The sequence below is a fragment of the Diaphorobacter ruginosibacter genome, from assembly GCF_014395975.1.
GTDB lineage: Bacteria > Pseudomonadota > Gammaproteobacteria > Burkholderiales > Burkholderiaceae_C > Diaphorobacter_A > Diaphorobacter_A ruginosibacter.
On record NZ_CP060714.1, the window covers coordinates 465280 to 489085 of the forward strand.

Genomic DNA, 23806 nt, shown 5'->3' on the forward strand with positions numbered 1-23806 from the left:
AAGGCCGCGGAGCAGGCCACGCCAGCAACCGCCGCGCTGGCGGTGTCCCCCTCCCGCGAAGCGAGAGAGGGGGAAGGCGCGAAGCGCCTCAGGGGGTGCTTTTTTATTTGCAATCCGTGCGACGGGCGATCTTCTTGTCCGCCAGGTACTTGTCGGCATGCTCCTTGATCAGCGGTTCGATGACCTTGTCATCGGACTGATACCAGTCGCTGCCCATGTTCCAGTTCTTGCCGTCCCAGGAGTGGATGCGTGCCCAGGTCGAGCCCATGTGGTCGCTGCACGAGGTCTTCAGCGGACGCATCACCTGGTCGAAGCCCAGCTCCTTCAGCCGTGCTTCGGTCAGGTTCAGGTTCTCGTAGCCCCAGCGCACCTGCTCGCCGGTCATGGGCTTGCCCTTGCCGAACTTCTCCTGTGCGGTGCGGATGGCTTCCACGGTCAGCATGGAGATGATCATGCCGCGCGTGTACAGCACGGAGCCCACTTCATCGCGCGGGCCGGAACCGGCCTTCTTTTCGTGCACGTACTTGAGCACGTCCTGCGCGACCTTGGTGTTCTGGCCGAAGCCGTTCAGAGCCAGGGCCTGGTAGCCCTTGGCGCCTTCACCCACGTCGCGCACGTCAGGCTCGGCACCTGCCCACCACACGCCATACAGCTTGTCGCGCGGGAATCCGGTGGCCTGTGCTTCCTTGAGCGCGGTGGAGTTCATCACGCCCCAGCCCCACAGCAGCGCATAGTCGGGACGGCTCTGGCGCAGCTGCAGCCAGGTAGCCTTCTGCTCCACGCCGGGTGCGGTCACGGGCAGCAGTTGCAGTTCGAAGCCGTGCATCTTGGCGCGTTCCTGCAGCACGGGGATGGGCTCCTTGCCGAACGGGCTGTCGTGGTAGATCAGCGCGATCTTCTTGCCCTTGAGCTTGTCCAGGCCGCCGGCCTTCTTGCCGATGTGCTGGATCAGGATGTCGGCACCGGTCCAGTAGCTGCCCATGAATGGGAAGTTCCACTGGAAGGCATTGCCGTCCTTGGCGATCGAGAGGCCATAGCCCAGCGTGATCAGCGGAATCTTGTCGACGGGGGCCTTTTCGGTCAGCGCGAAGGTGATGCCGGTCGCCTGCGGGTCGATGGCGGCGACGAAGGGCTTGCTCTTCAGGCGCTCGTAGCATTCCACGCCGCGGTCGGTGGCATAGCCGGTTTCGCACTCTTCGAAGGCGAGCTTCACGCCGTTGATGCCGCCGTCGCGCTCGTTGACCAGCTTGAGGTAATCCTGCTTGCCGTTGGCCCATGGGATGCCGTTGGGTGCATAGGCGCCCGTGCGGTAGGACAACAGGGGGATGAACTGCTCCTGGGCGAATGCGCTGCCGGCGAAGCCTGCGCTTGCAGCGACCAGGGTGGCAGCCAATGCCAGACGAGTGAACTTCATGGTTTGTCTCCTTGAGAAGTAAAAGGACTAACTGACTCAGCTAACTTTTTGCGCAGCACGCGCACTACTTGCACACACGAACTACTTGCATCCAATCATCAATGCGGGAACGGCCAGACGCGCATCTTCTGCTTGCCGATGGACCAGAGCTTGGCCAGGCCGTGGGGCTCCACGATCAGGAACCACACGATCAGCGCACCGAAGATGATGAACTCGGCATGCGAGATGCCCGCCGTCGAGATCTGGAAGCCGAATGCTCCGGCAATCGCGGGCAGCACCAGGCTCAGCACGATGGGCAACACCACGATGAAGGCCGCGCCGAAGAAGCTGCCCATGATGGAGCCCATGCCGCCGATGATGACCATGAACAGCAGCTTGAAGGACACGTCCACCGAGAAGGCCGCCGGCTCCCATGCGCCCAGGTGAACGAAGGCCCACAGTGCGCCGGCCACGCCGATGATGAAGGAGCTCACGGCGAACGCGGAGAGCTTGGCGTACATCGGGCGGATGCCGATCACGGAGGCGGCCACGTCCATGTCGCGGATGGCCATCCATTCGCGGCCGATGGCGCCCCGCACCAGGTTCTTGGCCAGGATCGCGATCACCACCAGCACGGCGAGACAGAACAGGTATTCAGACATCGCGGACTCGATCGGGATGCCGAAGAAGTTCAGGTGCGACACCGACACCGAGCCCGATGGCGAGTCGTTGGTGAACCACTTGATGCGCAGGAACATCCAGTCGGAGAAGAACTGCGCGGCCAGCGTGGCGACGGCGAGGTACAGGCCCTTCACGCGCAGGCTCGGCAGGCCGAACAGAATGCCGAAGAAGGTGGCGCACAGGCCGCCCAGGATCAGTGCCAGGACCAACGGCATCCCGGGGATGCGGACCATGAAGTTGAAGGCACCGTAGGCCCCCACCGCCATGAACGCACCCGAGCCCAGGGAGATCTGGCCGCAGTAGCCCACCAGGATGTTCACGCCCAGGGCGGCAAGGCACATGATGGTCAGCGGAATCAGGATCGCCTGGTAGAAGTAGTCGCCCGCGAACATCGGCACGACGATGAAGGCTGCAGCAATCAGCAGCCACACGCCGATCTTGTCCTGCAGGATGGGGAACACTTGCTGGTCGGCTTTGTAGCTCGTCTTGAACTGGCCGTTTTCACGATAGAACATGAATTTCTCCTGATCGTTTTAGTTGTTGGCGCAGTTCAAACGCGATCGATGATCTTCTCGCCGAACAATCCTTGCGGGCGAACCAGCAGGAAGCCCAGCGCAAGCACGTAGGCGAACCAGATCTCGATGCCGCCACCCACGAACGGGCCGAGGTAGACCTCGGACAGCTTCTCGCCCACGCCGATGATCAGGCCGCCGATGATCGCGCCGGGCACCGAGGTCAGGCCGCCGAGGATCACCACGGGAAGGGCGCGCAGCGCCACCGTGGTCAGCGAGAATTGCACGCCGAGCTTGGAGCCCCAGATCATGCCGGCGACCAGAGCCACCACGCCTGCCACGCACCACACGATCACCCAGATGCGGTTGAGCGGAATACCGATGGACTGAGCCGCCTGGTGGTCGTCGGCCACCGCGCGCAGGGCGCGGCCGGTCTTGGTCTTCTGGAAGAACACCGACAGCAGGGCCACGAGCACCGCGGCGATCACGGCGGCGATCATGTCTTCCTGGTTCACCATCACGCCGCCTTCGAAGACGGAGTCGAACAGGAATACGGGGTCCTTGGGCATGCCGATGTCGATCTTGTAGATCTCGCTGCCGAAGATGGTCTGGCCCACGCCTTCGAGGAAGTAGGTGATGCCCAGTGTCGCCATCAGCAGCGTTGCTGCCTCCTGGTTCACGAGGTGGCGCAGCACCAGCCGCTCGATCACCCAGGCCACGATGAACATCACGCAGGCCGCCAGGATGAACGCCGCCGTGGTGGTCACGATCTTGTTGTCGATGCGGGTCCACTGCGGAATCCATTCCGCGAAGCGCGCCATGGCGAGTGCGGCGAACAGCACCATCGCGCCCTGCGCGAAGTTGAACACGCCCGAGGCCTTGAAGATGAGCACGAAGCCGAGCGCGACCAGCGCGTACAGCATGCCCGCCATGAGGCCGCCGAACAGGGTTTCCAGAAAGAATGCCATTTCGTGTGTCTCCCTGTCTTGCTTCAGTGGCTCGTGCCCAGATAGGCGCGGATCACGTCTTCGTTGTTGCGCACATCGTCGGGCGCGCCGTCGCCGATCTTCTTGCCGTAGTCGAGCACGACCACGCGGTCCGAGATGTCCATCACCACGCCCATGTCGTGCTCGATGAGCACGATGGTGGTGCCGAACTCGTCGTTCACGTCGAGGATGAAGCGACACATGTCCTGCTTTTCCTCGACGTTCATGCCGGCCATGGGCTCGTCGAGCAGCAGCACCTGCGGCTCCATGGCGAGCGCGCGCCCGAGGTCCACGCGCTTTTGCAGGCCGTAGGGCAGCTGGCCCACGGGGGTCTTGCGGAAGGCCTGGATTTCAAGGAAGTCGATGATGTGCTCGACGAACTCGCGGTGCCGGATCTCCTCGCGTTCCGCGGGGCCGATGCGCAGCGCCTGCAGCAGCATGTTGCTTTTGATCTTGAGGTTGCGGCCGGTCATGATGTTGTCGATCACGCTCATGCCCTTGAACAGCGCGAGGTTCTGGAACGTGCGCGCCACGCCCATCTCGGCCACCTGGCGGCTGTTCATGTGGTCGAAGGTCTTGCCGCGGAAGGTGATCGATCCTTCGCTCGGCGTGTACACGCCGTTGATGCAGTTGAGCATGGAGCTCTTGCCCGCGCCGTTCGGTCCGATGATGGAGCGGATCTCATGCTCCTTCACGTTGAACGAGATGTCGGTGAGCGCCTTCACGCCGCCGAATCTGAGGCTGATGTTCTTGATGTCCAGGATGACATCGCCAATCTTCTTGTCGTTGCTCATGATGGGTGCTTGCCTCGTGTTGCGGCTCAGGCGCTGGCCTTGTGGAGGGCGGCGCCCGTGATCTTCAGCGTGGCGCTCACGCTGCCCTTGCGGCCGTCCTCGAACTTCACCTGGGTTTCAACGTACTGCTCGGTCTTTCCGCCGTAAAGCGCATCGACGAGCACGCCATACTTGTCGGCGATGAAGTTGCGGCGCACCTTGCGGGTGCGGGTCAGCTCGTCGTCGTCGGGATCGAGTTCCTTGTGCAGCACGATGAAGCGCGCGATCTGGGTGTCGGCCATGCCGGGCTCGCCGGCAAGATCCTTGTTGACCTGTCCGATGCAGTCAGCGATCAGGGCGATCACCTTCTCCTTGGTGGCCAGGTCGACATAGCCGCCGTAGGGCATGCCCTGGCGCTCGGCCCAGTTGCCCACGGCCTCGTAGTCGATGTTGATGAACGCACAGACCTGGTCGCGCTTGTTGCCGAAGCACACGGCCTCCTTGATCTGCGGGAAGAACTTGAGCTTGTTCTCGATGTAGTTCGGCGCAAACATCGCGCCGCTGTTGGTCTTGCCCACGTCCTTGGCACGGTCGATGATGCGCAGGTCGCCATCGGCATCGAGCACGCCCGCGTCGCCCGTGTGGAAGTAGCCGTTCTCGTCGATCACCTCAGCCGTGGCATCGGGGCGCTTGTAGTACTCCTTGAGCACGGAAACGCCCTTGACCAGCACCTCGCCGTTGTCGGCGATCTTGAGCTCGATGCCGGGCGCCGCGCGGCCCACGCTGTTGAGCTTGACCGCCCTGTCGCGCTGGATGCAGACATAGGCGCAGGTCTCGGTCTGGCCGTAGAGCTGCTTGAGGTTGATGCCGATGGAGCGGAAGAAGCGGAACAGATCCGGGCCGATGGCGGCGCCGGCGGTGTAGGCCACGCGGATCTGCGACAGGCCCATCACGTTGCGCAGCGGGCCATAGATGAAGATGTCGCCCAGCTTGTATTTCAGCCGGTCCATCGCGCCCACGGGCTTGCCGTCGAGGATGTCGGAGCCCACGCGGCGCGCGAGCTGCATGCATTGCTCGAACAGCCAGCGCTTGGGCCGGGCGGCGTCTTCCATGCGGATCGACACCGACGTCAGCATGCCCTCGAACACCCGCGGCGGCGCGAAGTAGTACGTGGGGCCGATCTCGCGCAGGTCGATGTTCACCGTGGCGGCGGACTCGGGGCAGTTGATGGTGAAGCCGGCGGTGAGCCACTGCGCGACCGAGAAGAGGTGGTCGCCCACCCAGGCGGGTGGCAGGTAGGAGATGACGTTGTCGTTCGGGTTGAGGTTGTCCACCTCGATGGCGCCCTGCGCCGATCCCGCGAAGCTCGCATGCGTCTGGCATACACCCTTGGGCGTGCCGGTGGTGCCGGAGGTGTAGAGGATCACGGAGACGTCGGAGGGCTCGATGCGATCGACCAGCTTGTCCCACTCGCCGGGATGCGCGCGATCCCACTCGGCGCCTTTCTTCATCAGGTCCTCGGTACTGATGAGGCCCGGAGCATCGTACTTGCGCAGGCCGCGCGGATCGTCGTAGATGATGTGGCGGATGCCGGGCACCGACTCGCGCACTTCCAGCAGCTTGTCGACCTGCTCCTGGTTCTCGACGAACGCGAACTGGATCTCCGCGTCCTTCATCACGAAGTTCATCTCGGACGCGACGGCGTCCTGGTAGAGCGGAATCGGCACGCCGCCGACGCTTTGCACGGCGACGAAGCCCAGGTACAGGTGCGGGCGGTTGTCGCTCACGAAGGCCAGGTTCTGGCCACGCTCGAACCCCAGTGCGAGCAGGCCGCAGGCCATCTGGCGCACCTCGCTTGCGGCCTGGCGCCAGCTCCAGGTCTGCCAGATGCCATACTCTTTCTCGCGCAAGGCTGCGGCGTCCGGCCTCTCGGCGGCATGTCGCAACATCAAATGGGGGAACGTTGTCTTCATTCCTGTACCTATGCGGTTGGTGAACAGATGGGCTCCTTCAATGCAATGGAAGAGCGTGTCCATCAAGATGTGTCCAATAGTAGATATGACTTTGACGCCAATATGTCTTGGCGTTGACAATTTGCGGGTTAGTCCTCACGGGTCTTACCCTGCCGTAGGTGGCACCTATGACAATGATCAAAAATGACTGGTTTACCGAGATGACGTTTCGCTGCGCCTTTCCAGCCAGTGTCCTGTGCATGCAAGTTCCTGCCGTACCTTCACGGCGCTGATGCACGCTGCCTGTATCCTCGACACCATGTACGCCTCGTTTTTCGGGCTGGAGCACCAGCCCTTTTCCATTGCGCCGGATCCGCGCTACCTGTTCATGAGCGAGCGCCATCGCGAGGCGCTGGCGCATCTGCTGTTCGGACTGGATGCGGGCGGCGGCTTCGTGCTGCTCACCGGCGAGATCGGCACCGGAAAGACCACCGTGTGCCGCTGCTTTCTGGAGCAGATCCCGGATCACTGCAACGTCGCCTACATCTTCAATCCCAAGCTCACGGTGCAGGAGCTGCTGCGCTCGATCTGCGATGAGTTCGGCGTGGCACATGCGGCAGCGGTGCCGGGCATGGAGACGGTCAAGGACTGCATCGATCCGCTGAACGCCTTCCTGCTCGACTCGTATGCCAAGGGGCGCAACAACGTGCTCATCATCGATGAGGCGCAGAACCTTGCACCCGACGTGCTGGAGCAGCTGCGGCTGCTCACGAACCTCGAGACCAGCGAGCGCAAGCTGCTGCAGATCATCCTGATCGGCCAGCCGGAGCTGCGCGACATGCTGGCCGACCCGTCGCTCGAGCAACTGGCGCAGCGTGTGATCGCGCGCTATCACCTCGAGGCGCTGAGCCTGTCGGAGACGCGCCAGTACATCGCACATCGGCTTGCGGTGGCAGGCCTGCGAGGCCCCTCGCCATTCGGCACCAAGGCGTTGCAGCGCATCCAGTCGCTGACCGGCGGGGTTCCGCGACGCATCAACCTGCTGTGCGACCGCGCGATGCTGGGCGCCTACTCGGCGGGTGCCCGGGAGGTTTCCGACACGGTGGTGCGGCAGGCCGCGCGCGAGGTGTTCGGCGTGCGCAGCAAGCCTTCCAGCGCGGCCGAGGCACCGGGCCGCACGGCCGCATGGTGGCCTGCCGGGGCCCTGGCGCTGGCCTTGGTTGCCGGCGGGACAGGGTGGCTGCTGCGCGGTGAACGCGCACCGGCCTCCGCTGCGCTGCAGGCCGCGACGGAGCCTGCAACGTCTTCGGCCGATGGGCACGCGCCTGCAACTGCAACCGCAACTTCGTCCGCATCCGGACCTGCTCCCGCCGCGGTGCCCTCATCCGCACCGGCGTCCACTCCCGCCGCCACCTCGGCGCCGGCATCCGCAGAACAGCCGGGTGCTCCGGCCGTCTCGAATGCCGCCGAGCTGCAGGCCTTCCTCGTGGCGCAAGCGTCCGACGACTTCTCCGCCTGGAAGGTGCTGGCGCAGAACTGGAACCTTTACCTGACGGGCAAGAGTGCCGACCCCTGCCCGGCCCTGTCGCGGCAGGGGCTGCAGTGCTATCGCAATCGCAAGGCGGGGCTTGCCCTGGTGCGCCAGCTCAACCGTCCGGTGATGCTGACCCTGGTGGCAAGCAACGCGGACGGGCAGCCCCTCCGGGCCAATGCGGTCCTGCAGGGACTCAATGAAGAGAACGCATGGCTGGACGGCGTCGACGGCTCGCAGATCGTGCTGCCGGTGAGTCAGCTGGCGACGCTCTGGCATGGCGAGATCACCACGCTGTGGCGCGCTCCCCAGGCACTGGCCGACGGCGTCGACCCCAACGCCAGCCCCGCGGCGCTCGCGTGGCTGGACCAGCAACTGGCCCACCTGCTTCGCACGGACGACAAGGATCTGGCGAAGGCGCCCCAGGGCAAGGCCAAGGTTGCGGCCGTGCGACGCGAGCGCATACGGCAGTTCCAGCTGGCGCAGGGCATCACGCCCGATGGCCAGGCCGGACCATTGACCCTGATGTTGTTGAATCGCGCGGCCGGTGTGACCGAACCTCGCCTGCGTACGGGAGCTTGAGTTAACCCATGTCTTACATCCTCGATGCGCTGCGACGCGCACAAGCAGAACGCGGCAGGGGCTCCGTGCCTGGGTTGCATACCCCGGCGGCTTCCGTGCCGCAGCCCGTACAGCAGGCTCCGCGCAGCGGCGGCCATCGCGGTGCGTGGCCGATTGCGGCCGTTGCGGTGGTGGCGGCAGGTGCACTTGCATGGCTGCAGTTTTCCCCAAGAACCTCATCACGAGAGCCTGTCGTGGTCGCGAAGGCGCCGGAGCCTGCTACATCCACGTCCACGTCCGCGGCTTCGATTCCGGCCCCTGCGCCTGCCGCAGAGCCGGCTTCCGTGGCTGCGCCTGCGCCATCCACCATGCCAGCCCCGGAGCCGAAGCCGGCACCGGTCTTCGTGGATGTGACGCCTCCACCTCCACCACCCGCGCCTCCGGTCCCCGCCACCAGGCGTGTCGAGCCGGCCAAGCCCGCGCGGCAGGACGCAGCGAAGCCGCCGCTGCCGACGCCACAGGAGCCTGCGGCAGCGCCGGTTACCGCTGCTGCACCGGCACCAGCGGCCCCTGCTGCCGCTGCGGTCGCAGGGCCGGTCTACACCATGGCCAATCTGCCCCCCGCGGTGCGTGAGCAACTGCCCAACCTGCAACTGGCCGGCATCACCTACTCGAGCAATCCCAAATATCGCATGGTGATTGTCAACGGCCAGGTGCTTCACGAGGGCGAATCGGCAGGGCCTGGCCTGGTGCTCGAGCGCATCGAGAACGCACGCACGATCTGGGCATTCCGCGGCTACCGTTACGCGCTGCCGTGACGTGATGGGTTGCGAGCAGGCATGTGCGGCTGCGCATTGCCGCGCTGCGGCAACGCAACGCGATGGGGTTATCCCGCTGGCACCTGCAAGGTGGCTGAGCGATGCTCGCGCTCTATGAGCCAGGAAGTCTCGTTGCATCAACGCCGTCGCCCGCCCACCGCCCACGAGGTCGATGGCATTCCCTGGTTGCGCCTGCTCAACGCCAACGAGCGTGAGCGCGCACTGACCACTCTCGTCGTCGGCGACGCCATGCGCGGCGACTATGTCTGCCGCCTGGGTCGACCTGTCACGTACTGGTTCGGCCTGGTCGAAGGACTGCTCAAGATGAGCGCCGACAACGCCGATGGCCTGACCATGACCTTCACGGGCGTGCCACCCGGCGGCTGGTTCGGGGAAGGTACGGCGATGAAGCGCGAGCCCTATCGCTACAACATCCAGGCACTGCGCAAGAGCGTGGTGGCGGGCGTGCCGATCGACACCTTCCACTGGCTGCTCGATCACTCCATCGGCTTCAACCGCTTCGTGATGAACCAGCTCAATGAACGCCTGGGCCAGTTCATCGCCGCGCGCGAGATCGACCGCATGGGCAATCCCGATGTGCGTGTCGCGCGCAGTCTGGCGGCGCTGTTCAATCCGGTGCTCTACCCGGCCGTGGGCGAGATCCTGCGCATCACGCAGCAGGAACTGGCCTACATCGTGGGCCTGTCGCGCCAGCGGGTGAACGAGGCGCTTTCCACCCTGGAAGCGCAGCAGGCCATCAGCGTGGAATATGGCGGGGTGCGCGTGCTCGATCTTCATGCGCTGCGCACCAGCCTGTTCACGCACCAGGCAGCGCACTCTGGCGCGGGAGGGGGGCGGCGCATGCGGCGCAGCGTGCCGTCGGCGGCCATGCTCAGCGACATTGTGGATACGTCCGGAGCCTCGGTGCAGATCGCCTGACGAGGCGTGGTGCGGCGCGGACGCGCGATTGAGCGACCGCGCGACCGCGGGCACGCTCTGAGACAATACGGGGATGCCCGAAAAGCCATCCCATTCTCCCTCCGTGCCGCAGCCGGATGCCGCACCAGCGCGGCAGCGCCTTGCGCTCAAGCGCCCGTCCGCCCAAGCCGGCGATGCGCCGCGCGCCCCCGTACCTGGCGGCAGCCGCTCCGGCGCACGGAATGCGCCACCCGCCTCGCAGCCATCATCCGGCCGGCCCGCGTTCACTCCCAAGCCGCGTGGCAACACCTGGTCGGCGTCCTCGGGGGGACGGCCAGCCGCCGAGCCCGGCATGACGCGCACGGCGGCTGGCATTCCCGTACGCGGCAACCTGCCATCTGCTGCTGGCAAGGAGCCTTCGGACACGCTGCGCCTGAACAAGCGCATGGCCGATCTGGGACTGTGCTCGCGCCGCGAGGCGGATGACTGGATCTCCAAGGGCTGGGTGCGCGTGAACGGCCAGGTGGCCGAGATGGGCCTGCAGGTGCTGCCCACCGACCGCATCGAGGTCGATCGCCAGGCGCAGGGCCAGCAGGAGCAGCAGGTCACGATCCTGCTGAACAAGCCCATGGGCTACGTGAGCGGCCAGGCCGAAGACGGCCATACGCCGGCGGTTGCCTTGATCAACCCGCGCACCCATTGGCGCGAGGACACCAGCCGCACCCGCTTCACCCCGGGCCAGTTGCGCGGTATCGCGCCATGTGGACGACTGGACATCGATTCGGTGGGCCTGCTGGTCCTCACGCAGGATGGCCGCGTGGCGCGCCAGCTCATTGGCGAGGACTCCACGGTCGACAAGGAATATCTTGTGCGGGTGATCTACGGCGACGTCGAGCAAGACGTGCGCTCGGCATTCCCAGAGGAGCAGCTTGCGCTGCTCAACCACGGCCTGTCGCTCGACGGCCAGAAGCTCAAGCCCGCCAAGGTCGATTGGCAGAACCCTGAGCAGCTGCGCTTCGTGCTCAACGAAGGCAAGAAGCGCCAGATCCGCCGCATGTGCGAACTGGTGGGGCTGAAGGTGGTGGGTCTGAAGCGCATCCGCATCGGCAGGATCACGCTCGGGAATCTGCCGGTGGGGGAGTGGCGGTACCTGGGGGCGAACGAGAAGTTCTGAGAGCTGATTCAGTAGGTGACTGTCACCGTCACCGAATCCCGGTACGTGCCCGGGGTGACGTTGAGGTTGGCCGGCACGATGCCGTAGACCATCAACGCTACGGGATTGCCCGTTCCTGTGCCTGCATAATCGTTGGCGGCCAGGCTGCCCCAAGGCGTTGTGCCATTGCTGTTCTGATAAAGCGAGTACGGCACCGTATCGGTGTTGCTGGGAGCGCCAACAGCTTTCATCTGCCCATTTCCGCCGGTGTTGTTGTTGGATGGACGTAAGGTGATGGTGTAGGCAGTGCTTTTTGTGCAGCGCACGCCCAGAGTGGTGGAGGAGGACTTGGCACCATCCAGAATACCGGTGGTATCCGCGAAGTTCATGTCTCCGATGGTACTGGCGGTGAACTCACAGTAGCTTGGTACGCTGGCGGCGGCGGTGAAAGGAAACGTCGGCCCCGAGGCGCCGGTGGATGCGCAGGAAACACCGGAGTTGTTTCTGCTCGTTGCAATGGAGACCGCCGTGTGACCTCCTCCATAGGCGCTGCTATATGAACCGACTGGGGCGGTCACCTGCCCTGCATTGACCGTCACGGTTACTGGCACTGCGCCAAAGCTGGCGTTGCTGTATGCCCCCATGTACTGCGTCGGAATCTGGATGGCGGAGTAGTTGTCGAAGTACGACCCGAAGTAGGTGTTGTTCGTGGTGATACCGATGCCCAGAGCGGAGCCTGAAGTGCCCCCCGAGGTGGTGATCTGGCGATTGGCGAATGTCAGGCCTGCATCTCCGGTTCCAATGCTCAGGCACACGGAAACATAGGCTCTGAAAATGCTGTTGTTTGAACAACTCACTGAAATCGTGCCAGTTGCCGAATAGGCTGAAGAGCTCCATGGAATGATGGAGCCCGCATTGAGCGTACTGGGGCTGGTCGTCGCCGTGCAACTGACGTTCTGCGCGTGGGCGGTCGAGGGCGTCAGCAGCCACACCGCACAGACGGCGATGAGTGCCAGTGCGGTTTGCCGGATGCGTTGATGCAATGAATTCAACATGCTGGTGTCACTTCCTCTCGCATGGGAGGGGGCCGATGACCGGCACCGTGTTGGGGCCGCTGTCAGGCCACGCAACGGTGAGCCGGCATGAGCTGCCATCAGGGAGATAGGCGTCCAGGCGGCTCTCCAGCGCCATGGATTCGAAGTAGGTCGCGCCGTCATAGCCTGCCATGCTCGATACGGGCGCGGCGTTGCCTGATGGGTCGGGCTTGGCATCCAGGCTCTTGAGCGTGACCAGGGTGCCCAGCGGCAAGGGCTGGCCGTCCGGGCCGTTGATGAGTACCGTGGCCGATCGCAGCCTCTGGATGTCGAACTTCACCAGCACGCCCGCACGATCCGTGGGTACGGCCTGTTGCTCGACCACCGGGACCTTGGTCTGTGCGGGCAGGTTCATGGTGTTGATCGAAATCTTGTTGTTGAGATAGGCCCCCAGTTGCGGCACCAGCATGACTCCATCGGCATTCGTGTGGCCAATCACCGAGTTTGCCCGCAGGACGGGCACATCGGGTATGCCGCTGGTCGTCACCACGGCAAAGGCTTCGGACACGCGGCGGCTCGCAAAGGCATGACCGTCCATCAGAATGAAGGCGCCGCTGGCCCCCAGGCCTGCCGACGTGGTGTCGCCCAGGCGCGAGACGGTGGCATTGGCCTCGATGCTCTGGCCCCGGTAGTCCACGCGCGCAAGGCCTCCGCCGCCCGTGCCGCTTTGGGCCTGCGCGTTCCACCCCCAGCCGCCCTCGGCGGGTGTTCTCTGGCTGGCGGTGGCGGTGAAGGTGTTTTCTCCGGCTTGATGCGACACCGCGCCGCCCAACGTGGTTCGCTCATCCAGATACCAGTTGAAAGTGAACTGCAGATTGCTGAGCCTGCTGTCATCGAGGTTGCGGTTGAGGCTGAAATTCATGTAGCCCCGATTGGAGAAACTTCGGCTCCAGCCCAGGGTTGCGTAGCGCTGCGCGGCTTCGTTGAAGTTGCGCAGATAGATGGCGCCCACGCTGATGCTGCCGATGGTGGGGTGGGTGTAGCCCACCATGGCGCGGGCGGAGGCCTTGACGCGGGTGGTGTCATAGAGTGAGGCCGCATCGCGAAAATTCTCCGAAGCCTTGGTGCCTTGGAGATTGGTGAAATACCGCTCACCGGTCCAGCTTTGACCCAGCTGCATCAGCGTGCCGGTTTTTCCCTGGTAGGAGCTCGCGCCTGCTGCGGCCGAAACAATGCCCAGTGAGCCAAGTTGCCACGCCATGCCGCTGCTCGCATTGGCCAGATGAGGGGCGATCTCGCTGTGTCCCTGCACGGTCAGCCGGTCGGTCAGGCCATAGCTGTACGAGCCGCTGGCGACGACGTCGGATCCGTAGTCTGCCGACGCGATGCCATAGTTTTTGCGCACCCAACCCAGCTCGGCGGACCAGTCGCTCAGGCCCTTGGCCAGCAGTTGCGGGGAGCTGTACAGGCTGTATTGCAGCGTGGTGCTGCGCCCGAGCGCGTCCGTCAGCACCACTTGCGCATTGCCCTGCCCGTTGATGCCCGGTACCGTGTTCAGGGTGAATGGTCCGGCGGGCACATTGCCCTGGTATTGCTTCACTCCGTTGATGTACAGCGCGATGTCGGAGGGGACCGCACTGGTGCCCATGAGCGCGGGCACGGGCGTGGTGATGCGGTAGGGCTGCAATCCGAAGTTGCGTGCGATCTGGATGCCGCCCATGCGCGTGGCACGAGTCCATGGCAGTGCGCCGGAGAGCAGGTCGCCCACACGCAGCGTGACCATGTCCTCTTGAAACGACTGGCTGAACGTCGTGTCCAGGCGTACGTTCTTGAACTTTTCAGCCTGGCCACCAAGGGGCATCACCGCGCTGTTGTTCTGTGTGTAGGTGGTCAGCAAGGTATTGCTGAGTACCGAATTCGCGCGGAACAGGCGTGTTTCGGTGGCGGCATTGAGAGCGCGGCTGTGCTGGCTGGTGTAGCCAAAAAGGTCGTAGTTCACCAATACACCCGGTGAGGCGCTTGCACGTGGCTCCTGGGTGTTGCGGGTGACGATTTCCGTGCGGCTCCAGCCCAGGTCCTCAAACGGTACGGTCAGCACCAGGGCTTGCTGTGTGGCGTCGAATTTCACGTTGGCATCGCGCAAGGCAGTCAGCGCAATCCAGCCGTCGTCCAGGCCGCTGGCGGCTTTCAAGGCATCTGGCTTGAGGCCCATGGAGAGGAGTGTGTCGCGCAGCATCCATAGGCCATCGCTTCGCAGCTGGGCGGGCTGCATCCCCATATCCCGGGTGTTGAGACGCACCGCTAGATACAGCGCCATTTGCGACAGAGTCGCGGCTTGCTGCCTTGGCGGTTCGATGGGCGGCAAGGCTGATGCGTCGATGGTCTGCGAACCTGCAGCCCAGCTGCTCGGAGCCATCCAGGGAATCGCCAGCACCATGGCTGCGGCAGCAAGGCTCCCCGCGCAGCGACTACGGCGAAGACACATTGAGCGCCTGCGTGAAGCGGTTGATCAACGCCTCATAGCCGACGATGCGCTGCTGGGTCACGGGAGCGGGCACGGACCATTCCATGGTCTGTCCAGCGAGTGCGTAGCCCAGCAGGCCATTGGCCAGCTTGATGCGCTTGTCATCGGCGGTGATGGCTTCGATGTCGGCTATTTGCGCACGCGTCGGAGCATTGTTCTTGAGTTTGAATGTCCAAGTTTTGGGCGTCTTCTCCACTGTCCAGGCCAGTTGCGTCCCTATCGTCGGGTGGGGTTCGGGGCCCAGGAAGACAGGCAAGGAATAGCGCATCAAAAATGTCAGCGCGGTAGTCGCTTTGGTCGGCGGCGTCGGTTCGGCGTTGACTGGTGCGGGGGACTCCGCCGGAGGCAGCTCGTCGATGATCAGCCGATAGGCGGCTTCCTGGCCTTCGGCGACCGGCGGAGAGGTGCGTATCACCCGCAGCAATTGTGTGCCGCCGGGGGCGATCTGCAGCATGGGCGGGCTGACGGTAAGTGCCGTGGTTGGAGTCAACAGATCACGGTTGTCTTTCTGAGTCCACTCGAACACGCGAACCTGGGCCCGCAAGGGCAGAGCACCTGAATTGTTCAGCGTGATGCCGTTGGCGTTTTGCGAAGGCTCGATCTGCAACGTGGTGGGCGCCACCTCCAACCCCGCGGCGTTGGCCGGGGATGACAGAAAAATCGCACCGAGGCCCCAGAGGGCGAAAACGGAGCGGCGCAAAGCGTAGGGGCACTTTTTCGCCATGGGAGTGGGGCAGAGCTAGGTAGAAAAGGCTGTCTGCGGGACCCAGGTCCCGCACCGGGATCAGTAGACGATGGCGACGGTCACCAGGTCGGTGTAGGTACCAGGCTGCACAGTGCCGATGGTCGGGATCAGCGAGTACACGTTGATGGCGCTGCTCACCAGACCGGTGCCCGTGCCGCCCAATGCATTGCCGCCAGTGCCTGTGGTGGTGCCCCACGGCGTGTTGTGCGCGGCATCCTGGTACAGCGAGTAGGCAATGGTGTCACCGCCCGGGCCCTTCAGCGTGCCGGTACCCGTGGTGCTGGCGCCGGCTGGCTGCATGGTGATGCTGTAGGGCGTTGTCTTGGTGCATTGCACGGTGAACGATGTCTGTCCACCCAGATTGGATTGCGACGCATCAAGGACGGTGGGAACGTGGTTGGTGCCGTAGTCGATATCGGCAATGGTTGTCGTGCCGAACACGCACTTCGACACGATGGTGATCTTGACGTTGAAAGTCTGGTTGACGGAAGCGGCCTGCGCAGGAGCCACGGAAGCCAAGGACGCGGCGGCGATTGCGCCAATCAGTGCAAAACGGGTGAGAGACATAAAAAAACTCCACGGAAAAGAAATTCACCCTTCGTCTGCCCTGCATTGGCAGCAACGAGGTGCAGTTGGACACACGCCGGCGAGATTGCAAGCTGCAACCCCTTCCCCGACCGAAATGGCCTCCGTCTGCCGCTCCTGCTCCCTATTTTGAGCACGGCCGGGGAATTTCGGCCGTGCAAAAAATTAGTAAAACGCTATTGCTCAAAAGATTTGGATCGTCAGACTCAGATGCAACGCGAATGTACGACAAACGGATGACCTTGGGTTACATAACATTTGTTTCTAAAAGTAAATAACAATAGCTTGCTAAATTTGATTTGTCAAAATTAACAGCATAGGGTGTTGATGTCATTGAATTTTTTCCCTGTTTATCACTTTCCATACCTTAGTAGTGAGCGTATCTTGAAGGTGTTGCCGACACGATTCACTGATACAAATCAACCTGTCGTTGGGGCGACAAAGGCGAAAAATGGTACGTGTTGGAGTGCCGATACAGCCTTTCTTGTTTCATGTGTAACGCAATATAAAAAAGAATATTTCTATCGAATTTGAAAAATCATGAAATCGATAAGATGGCTTGAAGTACGACACTTCGTCCCCATCTCACAGGCCAGCTCGGCGTGCATTGCGGCCCCTTCATGGCGTTTGCAATGGCCCCGATGCATCTGCAAGGAGATGCCCGTGCACAGGCGGCGCGGCATCGAAGAGAGACTTTTCTGCATCCACCCATGACCAACAAACACACCCATTCCTTCCAGGCCGAGGTTGCGCAGCTGCTGCATCTGGTCACGCATTCGCTGTACTCCAACAAGGAAATCTTCCTGCGCGAGCTGATTTCCAATGCGTCCGATGCCTGCGACAAGCTGCGGTTCGAGGCCCTGAACAACCCCTCGCTCTATGAAGACCAGCCCCAGCTCGAGGTGCGCGTTTCATTCGACAAGAAGGCGCGTACGCTGACCATTGCCGATACCGGCATCGGCATGAGCGAGCAGGAAGCCATCGACAACCTGGGCACCATTGCCAAGAGCGGTACCAAGGACTTCATGAGCAAGCTTTCGGGCGACCAGAAGGCCGACTCGCAGCTCATCGGCCAATTCGGCGTGGGTTTCTATTCGGGCTTCATCGTGGCCGACCGGATCACCGTCGAGTCGCGTCGCGCGGGCCTGCCCGAGAGCGCGGGCGTGCGCTGGGTGAGCGGTGGCTCGGGCGACTTCGAGGTCGAGGCCATCGACCGCAAGGAGCGCGGCACCAGCATCACGCTGCACCTGCGCGAGGATGCCGAGGAGTTCCTCAACACCTGGAAGCTCAAGGCGCTCATCAGCAAGTATTCCGACCACATCAGCCTGCCCATCCTCATGGAAAAGGAAGAATGGAAGGAGGGCGAGAACGACCAGCCGGGCGACATGGCAAAGACCGGCGAGTGGGAAACCGTCAACCAGGCCAGCGCCCTGTGGACCCGTCCCAAGAAGGACATCACGCCCGAGCAGTACATCGAGTTCTACAAGAACATCAGCCACGACAGCGAAGCGCCACTGACCTGGAGCCACAACCGCGTGGAGGGCAACACCGAGTACACGCAGCTGCTGTACATCCCGTCGCATGCGCCCATGGATCTGTGGAACCGTGACAAGAAGGCCGGCATCAAGCTCTACGTGAAGCGCGTGTTCATCATGGACGACGCCGAGGCGCTGATGCCTACGTATCTGCGTTTCGTGAAGGGCGTGATCGACTCCGCAGACCTGCCGCTGAACGTGAGCCGCGAGTTGCTGCAGGAAAGCCGTGACGTGCGCCTGATCCGCGACGGCAACACGCGCCGCGTGCTCTCCATGCTCGAAGACCTGGCCAAGCACGACAGGCACGAAGCGATGGCGACCGAAGGCGATGTGGTCGACGTGGTCAGCGAGGACGACAAGGCCAAGGAAGGCAAGTACACGCAGTTCTACAGCGAGTTCGGTGCTGTGCTCAAGGAAGGCCTGGGCGAGGATTTCGGCAACGGTGAGCGTATCGCCAAGCTGCTGCGCTTCGCATCGTCCACCAGCGATGGCGTGACGGTCTCGTTCGCCGACTACAAGGCGCGCATGAAGGAAGGCCAGGAGGCGATCTACTACATCACCGCCGATACCCCGGCCGCGGCGAAGAACAGCCCGCAGCTGGAAGTGTTCAAGAAGAAGGGCATCGAAGTGCTGCTCATGACCGATCGCGTGGACGAGTGGGCACTGAACTACCTGCACGAATTCGACGGCACGCCGCTGCAATCGGTGGCCAAGGGCGCGGTCGATCTCGGCAAGCTGCAGGACGAGGCTGAAAAGAAGGCTGCGGAAGAGGCCGCCGAAACCTTCAAGCCGACGCTGGCCAAGCTCAAGGAAGCACTCAAGAACGAGGTGGAGGACGTGCGTGTGACCACACGACTGGTCGATTCACCGGCGTGCATCGTGGTGCAGGACGGCGGCATGAGCGCGCAGCTCGCGCGCATGCTCAAGCAGGCGGGTCAGCAGGTCCCCCAGCAGAAGCCGGTGCTGGAAGTGAATCCGGAGCATCCGCTCGTGAAGAAGTTGGATGGTTCTGTGCACTTCAACGACCTGGCGCATATCCTGTTTGACCAGGCGCTGCTTGCGGAAGGCGGCATGCCGGAAGACCCCGCCGCGTATGTGAAGCGGGTGAATGCCTTGCTGGTGTAACAGGGCGAGGGCCTGAAACCTCTTGCCCCCGAGGCCGCCGTCTTTGCTGGATGGCGGCTTTTTTGTTTTTCTGCGGTGTTATTTGGGCGTGGGCACCTGTTCGCCCGCGGCAAAACCCTGAACAATCGTCGGAGGTGGCCTGATCCGGCGGTTTGAACGAGAATGCCGTGTAACCTTGCGTTGCACGGCATTTTTTTATGCCTTGTGAAAAGTCGTAGTACGTACACATGCTCCTGCGGGAGCCACCACCGATATGTTGCGCTTCTTTCTTCTGTTTCTGTCGATTCAGCTCTCCCTGTTCGGGCTGAACATGTTGAACTGGGTTCAGCAGCACATCGTCCTGCCGTGGACGGCTACCCTGGCGAAGATCTGTTCGTCGCTGGTGGTGTGGTTCGACGAGACGGCCAGTGCGCAGGGCAAGGTGCTGTGGAACACCGCCACCGGATTCGGCGTGTCGATCGAGGCCGGTTGCAACGGCATCGAGGCCTGCATCGTGCTGTTTGCCGCGATCATCGCGTTTCCGTCGAGCTGGAAGCACAAGCTCAAGGGCTTCGTGTACGGCTTCATTGCGATCCAGGCCCTCAACGTGGTGCGCGTGATCAGCCTGTTCTACCTGGGCCAGTGGAACATGTCCGTGTTCAATTTCGCGCACGAATTCCTCTGGCAGGGCCTGATCATGCTGGACGTACTGATCGTCTGGCTGCTGTGGGTGCGCGCGGGAGCGAAGGAGCGCGAGGCCAACGAGCCGCCGCCGTCCGATGAGCCGCCAGCACCGCCGCTGGTGCCCTCCGCACCGCGCATGGGCCATGGCGAAGGGTCTGTCAGCCATTCGCTGGATCTGTCGCCGCATGTACGGCCCAGGCCTTCCGTCTGACATCATGACGGCACGAAGTCACCATATCGTTGAGGGATGGAGGAGCGAAAGATGACGGAGCAGACGACACAGGTCCTGTCCGCTGAAGACACAGGCAAGCCGGCGCGGGACAAGAAGACCCTGGTGAGATTCGTGGGATTCGCGTTCGCATGCATGGTCGTGTTCACACTGATCTGGACCAAGATCACCCCATGGACTTCCTACCCCGTGGCGGTGGTCTCGCATTTCGCGCTGGAGCAGGTGGCGCCGATGTGGGTGCGCGGCGTGAACAAGCAGCCCGGCAAGATTGAGGTGGAAACCAGCGTGAACGTGGTGGTGCCCAACACGGGCGGCCGCGTCGCCGACGTCTATGTGGAGGCGGACCCGGGGCGCTATGCATTCGGCCTGCCGATCTTCCTGGCTCTGATCGCAGCCGCCTACGCGGCCAAGCGCGCTCCGGGACGCATTCAGAAGGCGGTCATCGGCTACCTGCTGCTGCTGCCGATCCAGGCGTTCAGCCTGGTGATGTATCTGCTCATGCAGGTGATCGTGGCCGCCAATCTCGATATTCGCACGCTGCGCGTCGACACCTGGCAGGTCGAGTCCATCGTGTTCGGCTACCAGGTGGGCGTGCTTGTGTTGCCTACCCTGGCACCGGTGCTGATCTGGCTGCTGCTGGACCGCAAGTTCTTTGCGGATGTGATCGTCAACGGCTGGAAGCAGTCGATGGCGGGCAAGTCGCCACGCGCGGCCAGGCGCTGATGGTTGAATGGATTCAAGAGGCCAAAAGGAGATCAGGGTTGATGCAGAAGACAGGATGGCGGCAGGCGGTGGGTTCGGGGTGGATGGCGGCGGTTGCCGTGTCGGCGCTGGCGGGCGCCTCCGGAGCCGCGGCGCAGCAGGCGGTGCACGCCACCACCGGCGAGACGCATCAGCAGGCGGCCGCTGCAGTGACGGAAACCGCACACCGCAAGGCCGTCCATGCCAAGGCGCTGGGTGAGCAACTGCTCAAGTTCTCGCGCACCGGCGACGAATTCGCGGTGCGCAAGCTGCTGGCGCAGGGGGCACCCGTGAACGTGCAGGATGCCGATGGCAACACGCCACTCCTGCTGGCCACGGCTGAAAATCACATCGAGGTGGCGCGCTCGCTCATCCTTGGCGGCGCCAATGTGAACACCAAGAACAGGATGCAGGACAGTGCCTATCTGCTCGCGGGGGCACGCGGGCGTCTCGAGATCCTGCGCATGACGCTGTCGCGCGGTGCCGATCTCAAGAGCACCAACCGCTACGGTGGCACGGCCCTCATTCCGGCCTGCGAGCGCGGGCATGTGGAGACGGCCAAGGCGCTGATGGATGCGGGCGTGGACGTCAACCATGTCAACAACCTCGGCTGGACCTGCCTGATCGAGGCCATCGTGCTGGCGAACGGCGGCGAGCCGCATCAGCAGATCGTGCGCGACGTCATCAAGGCGGGTGCCGATGTGAACCTGGCGGACAAGGATGGCGTGACGCCGCTCGCGCATGCAAGGCAGCGCGGGCAGCGCGAGATGGTGGAGATTCTCACGGCAGCGGGTGCCCGCTAGAATGCGACACGCTGCTAGACCACGAGGGGGTCTTCCTGCATGGCTTCCATCTGCTCGATGAGCATGTCGATCTGGCCGCGCCAGTAGTCGCTCGAGCCAAACCACGGAAAGTTGATTGCAAAGGTCGGATCGCTCCAGCGCCGGGCCAGCCAGGCGCTGTAGTGGATCAGGCGCAGCGTGCGCAGGGGCTCGATCAGCGCGAGTTCCCGGCGGTCGAAGCTGCGGAACTGCTCGTAGCCATCGACCAGTGTGGAGAGTTGCACCGTGCGCTGGGGGCGTTCGCCTGACAGCAGCATCCACAGGTCCTGCACGGCAGGCCCCATGCGCGCGTCGTCGAGATCGACGAAATGCGGGCCGCCGCGTCCCTGGTCGTCGAGAGGCGTCCACAGCACATTGCCCGGATGCACGTCGCCATGAATGCGCAGCGCCGCGCAGGGCGTGTCCTGCATCTTGTCCGCAATGATCTGCAGCGCCTCGTCGCAGGCCTTGCGCCACGCCGATTCCTGGTCGAGCGGGATGATGTTCTGGCCGAGCAGCCAGTCACGGCTGTCGACTCCGAACGTCTGCAGGTCGAGCGGGGGGCGCAGCGCGAATGGGCGCTGGGCGCCGACGGCATGGATGCGCGCGAGAAAGCGACCGATCCATTCGAGCACTTCGAAATCGTCGAGCTCCGGCGTTCGCCCGCCGCGCCAGGGGCTCACCGAGAACGAGAAGCCTGCATGGTGATGCAGCGTCCTGCCTTGGGTGACGAGCGGTGCAACCATCGGCACTTCGGCTCCAGCGAGTTCGAGAGCGAATGCATGTTCTTCGAGAATCTGCTCGTCGCTCCAGCGACCGGGACGGTAGAACTTGGCGACCACGCGTTCGCCATCCTCGAGCGCCACCTGGTACACGCGGTTCTCGTACGAGCCCAGCGCCATGAGGCGGCCGTCCCCGTACATGCCAAGCCCGGCCAGAGCGTCCAGAACCAGGTCGGGTGTGAGCGCGGAATACGCATGCTGCGCGGAGGTGTCGTTGTGCATGGCAGCTATTGTCGCCGCAGCACGGCGTCCGGCGGCGAGGAGGGACTCCTCAGCGCGTGTCCTGATCGGCCTGCACTGCATCGTCGGGCGAGGGTGCAGCGGCCAGCGCTTCGAAGGGCAATTGCTGCTTGACCAGGATGACGGTGCAGGGCGCGTCGCGCGCCACGCGGATCGGCACGGTGTCCATGAAGCGCTGCATCTGCAGGCCGTGCGTAGCCGCTCCCATGATGATCATCGTGACCTGGTTGCCGCGCGCATAACGGATGATGGCCTGGGCCACGTCGCCTGACTCCAGCACATGGCAGCTCGCGCTGTGGCCGGACAGGTTGAGGGTGGCGCTCCACTGCTTGAGGCGGGCAAGATGCCGACGGTGCAACGTGGTCTCGCTGCGCTCGTGCCGGGTGGCGCTGCTGGCCGATGGCGAGATCACCGTGACGCACGCCAGCCGCGCGCCGGGCCGGATACCGAGCGAGCGGTTCACGGCCTGTCTCAGGGAATACATGGTGGCATCGCTCACATCCTCGTGCGGCACGGCCACCATCAGGATCGGCACCTCCTCGATCTGCTCCTTGGGCAGGGGACTGGGCTGGTACTGCATGCCCGCCGCCTTGATCCAGCGCTTGAGCTGCGAGCCTGCGCCGGGCCCCGAGCTGCGTTCGCCGCGGTCGGTGACCGGCACATGTTCGGGATGGGACAGGTCGAAGGCCAGATGCGCGGCGGATGGATAGCGCTGCGCCGCCTCGGGCTCGAGGCAGCGCAGGATGACCTCCTGCAGCCACGTCGGCACATCGCCGCGCAACTGGCGCGGCGGCGCGGGCACCATCCACAGGCGCTGGCGCATGCCGCCCTGCGTGGTGGGTGCGCCGAACGGCAGCTCGCCGGTGGCCATTTCATAGAGCATCACGCCGATGGCGAACACATCGCTGCGCACGTCACCCCGCACGCCCACGATCTGCTCGGGCGCGATCCATGCGGGCGAACCCACGGCATTGCGCATCTCCTCGGCCAGCAGGTCCGGGTAGTGGGCATGGCAGGAGAGCCCGAAGTCGAGCAGCACGGCCGTGCCGTCGTCCTTCAACAGCACGTTGGCCGGCTTGAGGTCGAGGTGGCAGACATTCTGCTGGTGCAGGCTGTGGGCCGCCAGCGCCATGGCGTTGCCGATCAGGGCGATCTCGTCGATGCCGGCGCATGGATGGTTTTCCATCCATTGCTGCAGCGTGGTGCCCCTGATGTACTCCATGACGATATAGGGCAGCCGCATCAGGTCGCCCGCGGCCACGTAGCGCGGCACATGCGGTCCCGAGAGCGCGGGGTGGATCAGCAACTCGACCTCGAAGCTCACGATGTTTTCCGCGCCATCGCCCGAGGCCATGCGCGGGATCTTCATCACGAGGGGAAAGCCCGGCTCGCGCGCATCGTCGGCGTGGGTCACTCGGTAGATGTGCGCCATGCCTCCCGCATGCAGGCACTCGTGGATGACGAATCCGTCGATCTCGGTCCCTGGCGTGAGCAACTTCATGCG

At 63.6% G+C, this 23806-nt stretch carries 19 protein-coding genes; 8 read left to right on the forward strand and 11 right to left on the reverse strand.

Features of this window, described 5'->3' with window-relative positions:
* Positions 1-103: 103 nt before the first annotated feature.
* The 5 genes from H9K76_RS02250 to H9K76_RS02270 all read right to left on the reverse strand — a co-directional run bounded on the left by H9K76_RS02250 (position 104) and on the right by H9K76_RS02270 (position 6318).
* Positions 104-1414, reverse strand: coding sequence for an ABC transporter substrate-binding protein (locus H9K76_RS02250; RefSeq protein WP_187597980.1), 1311 nt, complete (start codon positions 1412-1414; stop codon positions 104-106).
* 98 nt (positions 1415-1512) lie between these two features.
* Entirely contained in the window at positions 1513-2589 is a 1077-nt protein-coding gene (locus H9K76_RS02255; RefSeq protein ID WP_187597981.1) for a branched-chain amino acid ABC transporter permease, read from the reverse strand.
* 35 nt (positions 2590-2624) lie between these two features.
* The gene (locus H9K76_RS02260) at positions 2625-3554 is read right to left on the reverse strand and encodes a branched-chain amino acid ABC transporter permease (RefSeq protein WP_187597982.1); all 930 of its coding nucleotides are present in this window, start codon (positions 3552-3554) and stop codon (positions 2625-2627) included.
* A gap of 23 nt (positions 3555-3577) precedes the next feature.
* Positions 3578-4366 (reverse strand): ABC transporter ATP-binding protein, encoded by a 789-nt coding sequence (locus H9K76_RS02265; protein WP_187597983.1) that lies wholly within the window; start codon positions 4364-4366, stop codon positions 3578-3580.
* Between the two features lie 26 nt (positions 4367-4392).
* Positions 4393-6318 (reverse strand): AMP-dependent synthetase/ligase, encoded by a 1926-nt coding sequence (locus H9K76_RS02270; RefSeq protein WP_187597984.1) that lies wholly within the window; start codon positions 6316-6318, stop codon positions 4393-4395.
* A 298-nt stretch (positions 6319-6616) separates the two neighbouring features.
* Between H9K76_RS02270 and H9K76_RS02275 the strand changes: the two genes are divergently transcribed.
* From H9K76_RS02275 to H9K76_RS02290, 4 genes are all read left to right on the forward strand, one after another.
* Complete coding sequence (locus H9K76_RS02275) at positions 6617-8410, forward strand: AAA family ATPase (RefSeq protein ID WP_187600414.1); 1794 nt, start codon at positions 6617-6619, stop codon at positions 8408-8410.
* An 8-nt stretch (positions 8411-8418) separates the two neighbouring features.
* Complete coding sequence (locus tag H9K76_RS02280) at positions 8419-9207, forward strand: general secretion pathway protein GspB (RefSeq protein ID WP_187597985.1); 789 nt, start codon at positions 8419-8421, stop codon at positions 9205-9207.
* Between the two features lie 114 nt (positions 9208-9321).
* On the forward strand, positions 9322-10146 hold the full coding sequence (locus H9K76_RS02285) for a Crp/Fnr family transcriptional regulator (RefSeq protein WP_187597986.1): 825 nt from the start codon (positions 9322-9324) through the stop codon (positions 10144-10146).
* A 73-nt stretch (positions 10147-10219) separates the two neighbouring features.
* Positions 10220-11299 (forward strand): pseudouridine synthase, encoded by a 1080-nt coding sequence (locus H9K76_RS02290; RefSeq protein ID WP_246475253.1) that lies wholly within the window; start codon positions 10220-10222, stop codon positions 11297-11299.
* Positions 11300-11307: 8 nt separating this feature from the next.
* Here the strand turns inward: H9K76_RS02290 and H9K76_RS02295 are convergent, their stop codons facing one another.
* The 4 genes from H9K76_RS02295 to H9K76_RS02310 all read right to left on the reverse strand — a co-directional run bounded on the left by H9K76_RS02295 (position 11308) and on the right by H9K76_RS02310 (position 16148).
* Positions 11308-12333 (reverse strand): Csu type fimbrial protein, encoded by a 1026-nt coding sequence (locus H9K76_RS02295; RefSeq protein WP_187597987.1) that lies wholly within the window; start codon positions 12331-12333, stop codon positions 11308-11310.
* Between the two features lie 7 nt (positions 12334-12340).
* Entirely contained in the window at positions 12341-14584 is a 2244-nt protein-coding gene (locus tag H9K76_RS02300; protein WP_187597988.1) for a fimbria/pilus outer membrane usher protein, read from the reverse strand.
* A gap of 196 nt (positions 14585-14780) precedes the next feature.
* Positions 14781-15560: a fimbrial biogenesis chaperone gene (locus H9K76_RS02305; RefSeq protein WP_187597989.1), complete on the reverse strand. Its 780-nt coding sequence runs from the start codon at positions 15558-15560 to the stop codon at positions 14781-14783.
* A 60-nt stretch (positions 15561-15620) separates the two neighbouring features.
* Positions 15621-16148, reverse strand: coding sequence for a Csu type fimbrial protein (locus H9K76_RS02310; RefSeq protein WP_187597990.1), 528 nt, complete (start codon positions 16146-16148; stop codon positions 15621-15623).
* Positions 16149-16876: 728 nt separating this feature from the next.
* On the opposite strand from H9K76_RS02310, the gene htpG reads away from it, so the two are divergent.
* The 4 genes from htpG to H9K76_RS02330 all read left to right on the forward strand — a co-directional run bounded on the left by htpG (position 16877) and on the right by H9K76_RS02330 (position 21262).
* Entirely contained in the window at positions 16877-18826 is a 1950-nt protein-coding gene (htpG, locus tag H9K76_RS02315) for a molecular chaperone HtpG (protein ID WP_187597991.1), read from the forward strand.
* Between the two features lie 253 nt (positions 18827-19079).
* Complete coding sequence (gene xrtH / locus H9K76_RS02320) at positions 19080-19700, forward strand: exosortase H (protein ID WP_187597992.1); 621 nt, start codon at positions 19080-19082, stop codon at positions 19698-19700.
* Between the two features lie 51 nt (positions 19701-19751).
* Complete coding sequence (locus H9K76_RS02325) at positions 19752-20441, forward strand: exosortase H-associated membrane protein (protein ID WP_246475255.1); 690 nt, start codon at positions 19752-19754, stop codon at positions 20439-20441.
* 41 nt (positions 20442-20482) lie between these two features.
* On the forward strand, positions 20483-21262 hold the full coding sequence (locus H9K76_RS02330) for an ankyrin repeat domain-containing protein (protein ID WP_246475257.1): 780 nt from the start codon (positions 20483-20485) through the stop codon (positions 21260-21262).
* 14 nt (positions 21263-21276) lie between these two features.
* Here H9K76_RS02330 and H9K76_RS02335 read toward each other — a convergent pair whose 3' ends face one another.
* Together H9K76_RS02335 and H9K76_RS02340 are read right to left on the reverse strand one after the other, a co-directional pair.
* Positions 21277-22284: a serine/threonine protein kinase gene (locus H9K76_RS02335; protein ID WP_187597993.1), complete on the reverse strand. Its 1008-nt coding sequence runs from the start codon at positions 22282-22284 to the stop codon at positions 21277-21279.
* Between the two features lie 49 nt (positions 22285-22333).
* Positions 22334-23803, reverse strand: a complete 1470-nt coding sequence (locus H9K76_RS02340) for a bifunctional serine/threonine-protein kinase/universal stress protein (protein WP_187597994.1) — start codon at positions 23801-23803, stop codon at positions 22334-22336.
* Positions 23804-23806 lie beyond the last annotated feature (3 nt).